Origin of the sequence: Geminisphaera colitermitum TAV2 (assembly GCF_000171235.2) — a bacterium.
GTDB classification, from domain to species: Bacteria; Verrucomicrobiota; Verrucomicrobiia; order Opitutales; family Opitutaceae; genus Geminisphaera; species Geminisphaera colitermitum.
The window spans coordinates 1-13,351 of the sequence record NZ_ABEA03000050.1 but is presented as its reverse complement, the minus strand read 5'-3'; the positions used below and the strand labels follow the sequence as shown (position 1 = coordinate 13,351).

Genomic DNA, 13,351 nt, shown 5'->3' with positions numbered 1-13,351 from the left:
ACCGTCCCCTCCTCTCCCTTTATATGAAAAATAGAAAAGCATCCCTAAATATCATCATGGAATACATATCAGTTTTCCTGCGTTTTTGCCTCAACCCACGATTGCTGTTAACTGCTTTTCTACTATCAGTAGTCAGTGCGTTTACTGCCTCAAATCTTCAGGCAGCAACCACGGTTACCAGTAACGTTCAACTGGTCGGGGACCAGCATGTCGATCTCCTGCCGGGCGACCCTATTACCCTCAACGTCACCTATGGACGCACAACTCCCGGCACCGAATGGTCGCCACCTGAGCCAAGACACCCTGTCCGCGTTACCGTTTATCTTACCACGGACGGTAATCCGGGAAATCAGGATAATTTCAAACTCACTTTCTTTGATTTTACTGGCACGGAAGAGGTCACGCGAAATTTTGAGCACACAAGAACCATAACGGTGGTGCTTCCGCGCAATTTTACCGGAAACTATTATCTTATTTCCGAGGCGGTAGGTCCGCTCGACACAACCAAGCTCAATACCATTTCGGCTAATAGTGCGCGGGTCAATATTCGTTCAGTGGATTCGCCGACTGTCGGACTAGTCACTAGCAGACTCGGCACCACCGTCGGCACGGTGGATGAATACTCCGAAAACCCTTCCATCAGCAATGACGGGCGTTATGTCGTCTTCCATTCAGAGGCGTTTGGTCTTGTGGATGACAATACCATTACCCTCCCCACCGACAGTAGCGGACGCCGCATCATGCAAGTTTACCTTCGCGATTTACTCCTAAACAAAACTATCTTGATTTCCCAGCGGGCCAATCGCGCGGGCACCCAAGAAAGCCGCAATCCGCAAATCTCTCCCGATGGACGTTATGTCGTTTTCCAATCCGCCGCGACCAACCTTGTCGATTATGATCTGAATAATCAAAATGACATTTTTGTCTATGGAGTGAGAACGGGAGCCATAAAACGCATTTCTATTCCAAACAAGATCTTCCCGGTTACCTCGTTGGATTCTCAAGGCAATTATGGCAGCTTTGTCCCTTCGATCAGTGATCGAGCAACGGATGCTGAGGGCAATGGATATTACATGGTCACTTTTGAGAGCGATGCCAGCAATTTTGTTCGTGTTGATGATACTAATGTTTCCATCAAACAGGCCGACACCAATGGCGTTCGCGATATTTATGCCGTGCGTTTGTCCGAGGAAATGAATTTTGAGTGGATTGCTCCCGTCAGTGTTTCCGAAGGTGGGGTATATGGAAGCAGCATGAGCAGTCAAGCCAGTGTCAGTGCGGATGCCAGGTGGATTGTTTTCAGAACATTGGGGGGGAATTTACCCGTATCTCCGACAAGCTCAGGTGTTACCAAGACATTAAACACAACTGAAATTGTCGTAAAAGAAATACACGCAAGCGATGGCCCCATTGGAAAAACACAGTGGATATCATTGGGACGTGATAGTGATACTACAGCCGGTTCTTTTTTTGAATTGGACCGCGAATCTTTTAATCCGGTCATTAGCAAAGATGGGCGGTATGTCGCCTTTGGCACACGTGCCCGCTTCAGTGCCAGTGGAGGAAACTATCTCCGCTCGCCTAGTGGTCTCCCAAATTTTTTAAATACAGCTCAAGTGTGGTTGGTTAATCGTTGGTTTGACGGAGAAAACGCCAATAGAGACAGAGTAAACAATATGACATTGAGTTTGGTCTCCCAAACCAATGGAGGCTTTTTTTCGCCTGACGACGCGATTGAGCCGATCATCAATGGCAACGCTCGTTATGTGGGTTTTAGAACCACTGCGAGCGGTGTTTCCATGCAACCTGCATCAGTGACCCGTTCCGATGGTGTTGTGTTTCCTCTTGAACTCACGGACGTCTTGGATACCAGAACTTATACAAAGTATGTCCAACTTACATTAGATACGCCCGGTTCGGGCTACACGGGTGCAACCATTCCGATTACAATCTTGAAGGGACCCACAATCATTGTCACCACAACGGTTCCCGTTACAAATGGAATAGCGGATTTTACCTCGGCAAATGTGCTGCCTCGCAGTCAAAACAATGTTGATACTGGCGATTCCTCACCCGGAGTGCTGACAGTTCAGGTTGGCGGTACGGGGGGGAGTGGAGCGACTTTTAACGCCGAGGTGATTGAACTTGAATCGGGTGATTATCTCCGAAGTTACTATCCTGAAAGTTATGTGGATACCAATGCCGCCGCCGATATTTATATTCGTGATACAGGCATTGTAGGTTTCACTGGTCTTACCTCCAATACAGGCATCGTTTCTGACCAAGGTGAACTGGATGGCACCTTGAAAGTGACAATTACGGGTGGAGGGGGAACTGGTGCGAAGGCGATTGCCATTGTCCAAGATGGTCGCGTGATTCGTGTGGACCTCCTTGATTCGGGCAGTGGTTATACACATATGCCGTCCGTCACCATCGGGTCGGGCGGTGAGGCTACGGTCTCGGCCCTCCTGGCAGATGGCAATGAACTTGTTTCCCGAAACAAATTCGGCGAACCCACTGGCTGGGTAATAGACGATACAGCAACCGCCGCCAGCCATAATACCGCTATCAGTCAGGATGGCCGCTACGTGGCTTTTACTACGTTGGCCAACAATAATGGAGGTATTCTTTTCGGCAAATCCAACCAGTGGCCGCAGGATACCAATGGTAAACGCGACATCTATCTTGTTGACCGCAAGGTTGGCACGGCGGTCACTCCAGAGAAGGGGGCTGCGCCCACCGTGACCATCACGGTTGACACCGCAGCAGCTCCCTTTGGCTCTTCCAAGTTTATCGAAGTGACTGCTTTCGATGGCGCTGACTTGAATGAAGAAAGTGGCAATATCGTCAAGGGGAACATCGTTTCCGTTGAGATTTTTGCTGATGGGGTGAGGCTGACAAATATCACTGAAACAGTAGGAACACCCTACACAGGTCTTACCGACGATCAGATTCAGGGGGAGAATCCCACGGCCAAGGTGGTGTCTGATGGCAGCGCAAGTGCCTTGTGGACAGCTCCCATGACTGCGGGGTATTCGCAAATCTATGCCGTGGTCACCGACAACAATGGGAACGTGACCATCTCGGACATAAAGTCTGTTCAAGTCATTGTTCCCACGAGTCAAAAACCCACGGTCACGCTTGCCGCCTCGCCTTCGGTTCCCGATGAGAGCGAAATCGGCGATCCCATCGCCATCAAGGTCATGGCCACCGATCCTGAAGGCACGAGCACGATCACAAGGGCGGTTATCTATTCCAACGGGCATCGCATTGCATCATGGTCATCAAGTGACGGCGCTACATGGACAGGCGAATGGTCTACTACTTATAATCCATCCGCAGGTGGTGCCTACGCCTTGCAGGCAATCGTGACCGATGCCACGGGCAACGCCATCGTCTCCAATAAGGTTGATATAAAAGTCAAGGGGGCCGATGTTCCGAACGTCACCATTATAACGCCGTCGCACAGTATTGATGATAGCCGGGCGGATGACCCTGTCTTTGTCGGCATACCCGTCAATTTCATCTTCACTGCCGTTGCCGGAAATCCGGCGACACAGTCGAGCCCCTCAGTCGCTGCGAAGATTCTCAGGAATAGCACTGAAGTTGCCGTGCTGGTTCCCACCCCGACAGGTGTTAGCGGCACTTATACAACAACATGGCCGCCCACCGCTGCCGATGCGACTGCTGGCGAAGTGGTATTCCGTGTCATCGCAACCGATCCTAATAATGGAAACAGCACAACCAAGGATCTGACGATTACCGTGCTGGCCAGCGCTGCGGGATTACCTACTATTACGATCCAAGACCCCGATGGTTCGGGTGATGGCAGCGCGGCCTTCCTGAGCAGTGACACCAGTGTCATTATCCGTGCGACCGCAACCGCGGTGGCACCAGCCACCATCACCAACGTCGTGTTTGACTTTGACGGGCAGATTTTGCCCGGTGCCACGCGCAATGGCGACGTCTGGAGCGTTGAACTCAACCCGTCTCAATATAGCGCTGGCACCTACTCACTCAAAGCCACGGCGATTGATAGTCAGGGTGCCCGCAAGTCGGATACGCTTTCGGTTACAATTTCCGATCCACTGCCGCAAATCGTCATTAAAAGTCCTGCCACTTCTCCCTACTCCATGAATCGCGGTGAGACGCTGGAGCTGCTGATCGAGGCCAGCACACCCAGCACCTTGCTTCGTATTGTCAGTGTCACTATTTCCATTGGAGATACGACCTTGGGCAATGCGACTTATGTTAGCGGAAAAACCTATCGGTATTCCGCCATACCCAGTGAGCCCGGCATCTATACCTTCACTGCGACTGCGGTTGACAGCAATGGCAAACAGGCCAAGGCCTCCATCAAAGTTCAGGTTCACGAACCTATAGTCCCGCCGATTGTTGGCACTATAAATGATATTTTCTATAAAATTTATGGACGCTCGCCAACAGCCGATAAAATCGATGCTCTGCGCGGTCAATTGGGTGATAATGCCACTGAAGCCGAGATTGCAGCGGCTCTGTTGACGGCCGGTGGATACACTTCCTCTGGTGCATGGCCCAGCATAGTTATCCCCGCCTATCTGGCGGTGATGGGCCACTATCCAAACTATGAGGATTACATTTATGGCATTCGTTTGGTAACGGGAGTGGTGTCCTATCCCAGTTATGTGGGGGGGATGCTTTTTGAACCCATCACTGGTGAATATACTACAGCAGACTATGCCACCTATATAAAATATCTACTGATGTCTTCGGCCTATGCCGCTCAATATCCGGGCTCATTTGTTCCTGATATTGGGTATAGTGATTTCGATACAAGCGATCCTGTCGTGCTCGCAAAAAACAAGGCGATCTGGAGTACGCATGTTACGGAATTTGCCTTGCGCACCTATGTGAATGTTCAGGGCTCCAAACCCAAGCGACAGAGTGAAATAGATTCACTGGTTAGCACGTGGTTTGAGCCGATCATAGGATATGATTCCTTGAGTGGAACCATTACCCAGAATCTTCATTATACCAAGCATGCCACGGCTGTTCAGGAATGGCTTACCAATAGCAAGGACATTCAGTCTGAACTGTTCTATAGAGCACAGGTTGCCACCACGATCTTGGCGCTGACCGGAGAACAACCGACGATCGCAGAAGTAAATAAATATGTTACGGTGGCGAAGGATTCCAAGCGTGGCTTGGTCACGGTTGCGAATTATTACGCAGAAGATGCCAGCAATCGGCCGGCTTCGGAAAGCAAACTCAAGATCGTAACCCAGCCCAAGAGCCAGACTGTCCAAACTGGCGCAAGCGAGCAATTTACCTTGACGGTTGCCGTGAGCGGGGCGGGTGTGATCGAACCAATATACCAATGGTATAAAGGTGATAATGCTTTGGTCGATGTCTCTGGACGAATTCAGGGCAGTAACACAAGCACCTTGACGATCTCTAATGTCACCGGCTCGGATGCCGCAAAATACAAGGTAGTGGTTCGCAATACCCAGAATGCAGTTACCAGTAAGGTTGCCACGATCCAAGTGGCTCCCCCTGCGCCGCAACTTGCGGTTGCATCGCTGACCCTTGATCTGGGTGAATCGGTCCTCTTCACCATCGCCAATTCCAGTGCGATGGCAGGTGATATCACCTATTATGCCAAGGGCCTGCCCAAGGGGTTGAAGATCGATAAGAACACCGGGCAGGTTTATGGTACGGTAACCGCGAAGTCGAATGCCTACAAGGTGGAGTATTGGAGCAAGATCGGGAAAATCTCGAGCAACAAGGTCGAGCAAGTCATAATCATCAATCCTCCCTTGCCGCCAGGTATGGTCTCGGGCAGCTTTAGCTCCACCTTGGGCACAGGTATATTTACTGGTTCCATCAAAAACACGGACCCGGCGGCTTCCGGTTTGACTTATGAAGCCCAGAAATTGCCCAAGGGCTTGAAGCTCAATAAGAGCACAGGTGAGATTACTGGCACCATCACGGCCAAGCCGGGCACCTATACCATCAAAGTTCGCTCAAAGGTGGGCAGCAATGTAAGTGCTTGGTACGAATTGACCTTTGTCGTGGAAAAATTCCCCGTCGCCGGTTCTTATGTTGTCAATTTTGGCGGGGCAGGACAATTGACCCTTACCATTGCTGACAATGGTTCTTATACGGGCAAGCTGACGTATAATGGCACGAATAAAACCTATTCGATGCGCGGATATTTTACTCTCAGTGCTGATCAAACCAAAGCCACATTGAGCACGGGGATTAACAATACTGCGTTGAGCTTGTCGGTGGCAATCCCGACGCCTTCTGGCAGCGGAACCGCCACGGCCACGTTGACAGATGGCAATGGATCTCCGGTGTCAGGCACTGTTACCACTCTGAGCTTGGGAGGAGGTGTAACTTATACTGAGGATCAAATCGTGCAGATTTCATCGACTGCCAATGCCAGCAAGCATTACGTGACGATTGAGGAGGTGGACGCTCCGTTCTACTTCTTCGATAACACGGATATGCTGGTGGAGGGCTCAGCCACGATCACGATCAGCAAGAAGAACGTCCTGTCGTTTAAGGGAACGGGGGCGGATGGTTCCAAGATCACAGCGTCCACCACGGGCTCGGGTGATGTGGGAGGCGTTCGCACTTATCTGATCTACACCAATCCCTACAAGACACCCGGTGGTTACTTCACGGGTGAACTCAACCTCACCAATGGGCGTTTCGATGCTCCCTTCAGCGACATCCTCTGGAACAAGCCAGCGAAGCCTTCGGATAAACTCTATCCGTCCGGGTTTGGCCCGCTTGATGTGACGATTCAGGAATAATTCTACTGGATGCCGTGACTTACGACTCCCGCAACTTACGCCGTTGCGGGAGTTTTTTTATCAACCCTGAATGGCCTTTTCTGTTTCGAACTTTTTCGCGTGTGGTTAATCAAATCCTTTTTACCTATGTCCAATCCTACTCCTCAAAAATCCCGTAGTCGTCGCGGAATCATTTTCTCATTCATTATCGTTTTGGGAGCTCTCCTTGTGGTGTTTTATCTGAAGTCTCCTTCAAGGGATTCAGCATCCGACCACCAGAATAAAGAAGAGGTCCCCATGACGCAGGATCGTGGTGGGCGGCAGGGGACGAGGACTACGGCAATTACAGATGCAGATCAGTCTGCAGATGCAGATGATGTTGGGGGGTTAGTGGGGAACACGGCGTTGTCCGATGCGGAGTTGGTTCGGCGTCTCTCGGTCGTTATCTTGAACGAGTCAACTCCGGCGAGCTCGAGAAGTGAGGCTTTGGCTCATCTGCTGAATTTGACGACAGAAGAAGACGAAAGTGTCCTTTTCACGTTGGCGGGTTCCCCCAAATTGAACGAGGACTTGGGAGATGATTTATTCAAAGATGCTTTGAACCGGTCTTTGGCTACGCAGGCCGATTTATGTTTGGTTTTTTTAGGGCGCAAAGAGGAGGCTCTGCGCAAAGAGGCTCAAGAGCATCTGACGTTTCTCTTGGATCAGGATTTGGGCGACAAACCGGATGCTTGGCGCGCGGCAGTGAATACGGCGAAGCAGCGCTGGAGCAGCAAGTGATACCGTTTGCGAAGTTGGAATGTCACTTTGGAGGGCGGGTCTCCTGACCCGCCAGACGTGGCGTCGCCACGCCATTCGGATGGGCGGCACTTCGTGCCGTCGGCGGGTCGGGAGACCTATAAGCGCTAACATGTTAAGATTTGATGAGGATACGGTGGGGGATGCGCTTGAGAGGAGGGTAGCCGAGGGAACCGCGTAGGCGATGGCCGCAGAGAAGGAAGAGGCTTAGGGAGAGAGGGATGGCCAGACAAGAGAGGAGACAATCGCGAGCGAAGACAAACTCAGTCCATCTGGAGTTAGTCGGTGCTGAAGAACCATTTAATTTCCTATCAAGGAGCAAGTTAACGCTTGAGACTGGAGTGAGATTTTCCCAGAAAAGGGCAATTTATAAAGAAAATCTGGGAAAAAGATGAAGCCAAAGGAAAACAAGCACGAGAGACAGAGGGAAATGTTCAAGATGGAGTTAATAATGTTGGTGAACATGAACCATCCGATGGTGAAGCTGGCCGGGAATATAAACTGGGCCGAGTTTGACAAGCATTTGGGGCCGACGTATCATGAGAGGTTGGGGCAGCCCGGGTTGGGGACGAGGTTGATGGTATCGTTACATTATTTGAAGTATCAATATGATCTGAGCGACGAAGAGGTGCTGGAGCATTGGGTGGAGAATCCATATTGGCAATATTTATCGGGGATGCAGTATTTTGAGCATGAGAAGCCGATAGACTCGTCGAGCATGACGAGGTGGAGGAAGAGATTGGGGGAGAGTGGAGCCGAACAGATGCTCAAGCAGACGATAGAGAGCGCGGTGAGGATGAAGGGGTTAAAGCCGGTGCAGGTGGTGCATATCAACGTTGACACGACGGTGCAAACCAAGGAGATACGTTATCCGACCGATGCGAGATCGTATGATCGGGCGAGGGAGAGGCTGGTGAAGGAAGCGCGGAAAGCCGGGCTGAAAGTGAAGCAGAGTTATGAACGGGTAGGGAGGGGATTATTGATGATGGCCGGGCGCTATATGCATAGCCGAAAGATGAAGAGAACGAAGGCATGTGTGAGGAAACTGAGGACGAATCTGGGCCGTGTGATACGAGAGATAGAGAGACAAAAGCCTGTGGCGGCATTGCAAGGGTTGCTGGAGACGAGCAAGCAAATTTACAAACAAAAGACAGCAGACAAAAACAAAGTGTATAGTGTGCATGAGCCAAAGGTGAAATGCATATCGAAAGGGAAATCGGGAAAGAAATATGAATTTGGACAGAAGGTAAGTGTGGCATCGACGAGCAAGGGAGGCTGGCTGTTGGGAGCGTTATGTATGCCAGACAATCCGTATGATGGGCACACGCTTGAAGCGCAAATGGAGCAGGTAAAACGGCTCTATATTGAAAAACAGGGGCCGAAAACGGCGCACGTGGACATGGGTTATCGAGGGCACAATTATGAGGGGCCGGTGGAGGTGATCGTGGACAAACGCAGGCGAGGGAAAATCCCCAAACGAGTCTGGCGCTGGATGAAACGCCGTGCCGCCATTGAGCCGACAATCGGACATCTCAAGAATGAACATCGTATGGAGCGCAACAAGTTACGCGGATTGATCGGAGACAAGGTCAATGCCATCCTCAGCGCCGCCGCGATGAACTTCGGAAAGCTCCTGGCTTTCCTTTTGGCCTTTTTTTCCCGCCTTCTGCTCGCGCTTTTTCCCGCCTTGCGCACCTCGCCATGCTTCAAACTCGCTTAATACCGCCCTTCCTCAGCACCGACGAGTTAGTCAGGGAGGATGAATCCCCAGGGGGAAAAAACCTCTGATTGGAGGAGGGATTTTTCGATGAGCAAGCAGGTGAGTAATTTGGCTTGGAGCCATGAGCGGGAGCTGAGGGGGTCTTTTTTTGGGACGTGGCCAGTGTTCAGGAGTGATTTGAGGCGTTTGAAAGCCAGTTCGATCTGCCAGCGCAGGCGGTAGAGTTGGAGGATGCCGCGGGAGTCCAGGCAAGAGGAGGGCAGGGAAGTGACAACGACAATGTAATCAGCCATGCACAGGCACTGGCAGGAGGGTTTGCGGCCGTTTTTTTTGGCGCTGAGCCTGATTTTGGCTCGTTCGCGTTGGGCGGCCTGTGGGCTGACGCGAAGGGCGCACAGGCGCAAGGCGGTGCCGTCCTTGAGGAAGACGGGCAGTTCGGAGCACTGACGGGAACGCAACTGGGCCAGCCATGCGGGAACGTCCAGCGCATGCCCCTGCTGGTCAAACAAGGGCAGACTGGTGCTGTGCCAGCGTAACAGGACCGCCCCCTGATGATCCATCACATGCCTGATCTGCGGGGCTCGGCAAAAATTCCGGTCGCCCAAAAACAAATCCCCCTTGCGCACCTTGTAACGGCACAGACTTTCGCCCCCCTTGTTGTCGGTCAGTTCGGCCTGTTCGCAAAACAGGCTGGGCAGTCCGATCGCATAATGCAGTCTCCAGTCCGTTCCGCTTGCTCCGGATTCCTCTATGGTCGTGCTGTCCACCGCCACCGCCGTCCACCCTTCCGGCAATCTCGACCACCTCGGCTGTCCGGCCTGCTGCTCAAGCAACCTTACGCTCATCCACCTCAGCCAACCCTCCGCGTTCCTCAGCCTCTTGAGCAACGCCACATCCGAGACCTCCGGCAACCCTGCCGCCGCCCCCCTCGCCACCGCATGCCTCAACGACAGCCCGCTCCCAGCGTGCATCAATATCAGCCTGAGCAACTCCTCCGCCGTTCTTATCCCCTTGGCCTGCTTGAACGCTCCTTGCTCCCTGGCCGCCACCTCCCACCCTTCCGGCAGCAGCCCCTTCACCAGCCCCCACTCTTCCGTCATCCATGTCTTTTTCATCCCACCTATCTACCCGTTTCCTCCTCCCATGTAAAGACAACATGTTAGCGCGTATAGGTCGGGAGACCCGCCCTCCTTGGTCACCCAACCCACGTCCGCGCGTTGCGGAAGAGGCGAATCCAAGGGGCGTCGTCGTGGGCTAGCCAGGTTTTTGGATACCAGCTTTGTTGCACGGTGCGGAATACGCGTTCGGGATGTGGCATCATGATCGTCACGCGTCCGTCGCGTGTAGTGATGGCGGTGATACCGTGCGGGCTGCCGTTGGGGTTGAGGGGATATTTTTCAGTGACGCGGTGGTTGTTGTCCACGTAGCGGGCTGCAACGAGTCCGCTGGTCGTGGAAAAGGTGTCGGCGGCGTCGGCAGTGGGGAATTCTGCAAAACCTTCGCCGTGCGCAACAGCTATGGGGAGGACGCTGCCTTCCATGCCAGCAAAGAGGAGGCTGGGGGTTTTTTCGATGCGTAGTGAGGCGACGCGGGCTTCAAAGCGTTCGGATTTGTTTTGCACGAATCGGGGCCAGGCGTCGGCTCCGGGAATGATTTCGTGGAGGTTGCTCATCATCTGGCAGCCGTTGCAGACGCCGAGGGCAAAGGTGTCGGGACGGGCAAAGTAGGCGCTGAATTCGTCGCGGGCGCGGGGGTTGAAGAGGATGCTCTTGGCCCAGCCTTCACCGGCTCCAAGGACGTCGCCGTAACTGAATCCGCCGCAGGCAACGAGGCCGCGGAAGTCGCGCAGGGTGATGCGTCCGCTGAGGATGTCGGTCATGTGGACGTCCACCGCGCGGAAGCCGGCGCGGGTAAAGGCTGCGGCCATTTCGATTTGGCCGTTCACGCCTTGCTCGCGGAGAATGGCGATGCGGGGACAACTTTTTTTGTTTACGGAGATGGTTTCACGCAGAGGCGCAGAGGCGCAGAGAACCGGATTTTGACTCTGCGTCTCTGCGTCTCTGCGTGAGTCTTTGTCTTGTTCTCCGGCATATTTGAAAAGGATTTTGGGTGTGAGGCCGGGGTTGGTGGGGTCGAGTTTGAGTTGGTATTCGGATTCGGCGCAGTCGGGGTTGTCACGGAGGGCGGCTATGCGGCGGGTGGTGTCGCTCCAGATGGCGCGGAGGGCGGTGAGGTTTTCGTTGAAAATAATGCGGTCGCCAGCGCTGCCTTGTTTGATGCGGAGGGCGTGGTGTGTATTGAGGGTTCCAATACGGTGGGTGCAGGTTTTGAAGCCGTGTTCGCGGAGGAGGAGGCAGACGTCGTCGAGGTCGGTGTCGCGTATTTGGATGATGGCTCCGAGTTCTTCGTTGAAGAGTTGGCTGGTGGCGTCCTGGTGGTCGCGGGTGAGTTTGACGGGGCCGGGGGGGAGTTCGAGGTCCACGCCGGTGTTGCCAGCAAAGGCCATTTCGACGGCGGCGGCAAAGAGGCCTCCGTCGGAGCGGTCGTGGTAGGCGAGGATTTTGTCGTCGGCGTTGAGGGTTTGGATGGCGCGCCAGAAATTTTTGAGGTCGGCGGGGTTGTCCACGTCGGGCGTGGCGTCGCCGGTCTGGCTGGCGACTTGGGCGAGGATGGAGCCGCCGAGTCGGTTTTTGCCGCGTCCGAGGTCGATGAGGAGGAGGGTGGTGGTGCCAATGGGGGCGCCGTTGGCGTCGGTGTCGGTGGGGTGGAGGAGTTGGGGGGTGAGGGTTTTGCGGATGTCGGCTACGGGGGCGAAGGCGGAGACGATGAGGGAGATGGGGGCAGTGATGCGTTTTTGTAGTTGTTTTCCGGTGACAGGGTCTTTGTCGGTCCAGAGGGTGGACATGCTCATGGAGTCTTTGCCAACGGGGATGGTGATGCCGAGGGCGGGACAGAGTTCCATGCCGACGGCGTGGACGGCGGCGTAGAGGTCGGCGGCGTCGCCGGGGACTGCGGGGGCGGCCATCCAGTTGGCGGAGAGGTTGACGCGTCCGAGGTCGGGGATGGCGGCGGCGGCGAGGTTGGTGAGGGCTTCGCCAACGGCGAGGCGGGCGGAGGCTGCGGCGTTGTTGACGGCTACGGGTGTGCGTTCGCCCATCGACATGGCTTCGCCGGTGTAAACGTCAAAGGCGGTGGCAGTGACGGCGCAGTCGGCGACGGGGACTTGCCAGGGGCCGACCATTTGGTCGCGCGAGATGAGGCCGGTGACGGTGCGGTCGCCAATGGAGATGAGGAAGGTTTTGTCGGCAACGGTGGGGTGGGCGAGGACGCGGTGGGCGGCTTCGGCGAGGGGGAGGTGGTTGAGGTCGAGGGGGTGTTGGGGGCGGGTGAGGGTGGTCTCGCTGCGGTGCATGCGCGGGGGTTTGCCGAGGAGGACTTCGAGGGGCATGTCGATGGGGGTGTTCTTGAAGTGGGGGTCGTCAAGGATGAGGCGTTTTTCCTCGGTGGCGGTGCCAACAATGGCGTAGGGGCAGCGTTCGCGCTGGCAGAGTTGGGTGAAGGTTTGTATCCGGTCGGCGGGGACGGCGAGGACGTAGCGTTCTTGGGATTCGTTGCACCAGATTTCGAGGGGGGACATGCCGGGTTCGTCGTTGGGGACTTGGCGGAGGTCGAAGTGGCCGCCGCGTCCGCCGTCGTTGACGAGTTCGGGGAGGGCGTTGGAGATGCCTCCGGCGCCGACGTCGTGGATGAAGCTGATGGGGTTTTGTTCGCCGAGGGCCCAGCAGCGGTCGATGACTTCCTGGCAGCGGCGTTGCATTTCGGGGTTTTCGCGTTGGACGCTGGCGTAGTCGAGGTCGGCCTGGCCGGAGCCGCTGGCCATGGAGCTGGCCGCGCCGCCGCCGAGTCCGATGAGCATGGCGGGGCCGCCGAGGACGATGAGGTGGTCGCCGGGGTTGATGATGCCTTTGTTGACGTGGCCGGGTTGGATGTTGCCGAGGCCTCCGGCGAGCATGATGGGTTTGTGGTAGCCGCGGATTTCGGAGGTGGGCGCGGT

At 54.5% G+C, this 13,351-nt stretch carries 5 protein-coding genes; 3 read left to right on the top strand and 2 right to left on the bottom strand.

Translation table 11 applies throughout. The annotated features are described in order from the left end of the window. Positions 1 to 56 precede the first annotated feature (56 nt). The 3 genes from OBACDRAFT_RS06155 (at position 57) to OBACDRAFT_RS06145 (ending at position 9,297) form a co-directional block, all read left to right on the top strand. Positions 57 to 6,800: a putative Ig domain-containing protein gene (locus tag OBACDRAFT_RS06155; protein ID WP_198529850.1), complete on the top strand. Its 6,744-nt coding sequence runs from the start codon at positions 57 to 59 to the stop codon at positions 6,798 to 6,800. Between the two features lie 126 nt (positions 6,801 to 6,926). Next, positions 6,927 to 7,559, top strand: a complete 633-nt coding sequence (locus OBACDRAFT_RS06150) for a hypothetical protein (RefSeq protein WP_043583799.1) — start codon at positions 6,927 to 6,929, stop codon at positions 7,557 to 7,559. A 409-nt stretch (positions 7,560 to 7,968) separates the two neighbouring features. Next, complete coding sequence (locus OBACDRAFT_RS06145; protein WP_043582089.1) at positions 7,969 to 9,297, top strand: IS5-like element ISOpb2 family transposase; 1,329 nt, start codon at positions 7,969 to 7,971, stop codon at positions 9,295 to 9,297. Positions 9,298 to 9,323: 26 nt separating this feature from the next. On the opposite strand, the gene OBACDRAFT_RS26280 is transcribed toward OBACDRAFT_RS06145, so the two are convergent. Both OBACDRAFT_RS26280 and purL read right to left on the bottom strand, forming a co-directional pair. After that, on the bottom strand, positions 9,324 to 10,412 hold the full coding sequence (locus OBACDRAFT_RS26280) for an IS4 family transposase (RefSeq protein WP_081721811.1): 1,089 nt from the start codon (positions 10,410 to 10,412) through the stop codon (positions 9,324 to 9,326). A gap of 80 nt (positions 10,413 to 10,492) precedes the next feature. Then, a partial coding sequence (gene purL / locus OBACDRAFT_RS06130) for a phosphoribosylformylglycinamidine synthase (protein ID WP_043583797.1) occupies positions 10,493 to 13,351 on the bottom strand: 2,859 nt, incomplete at its 5' end.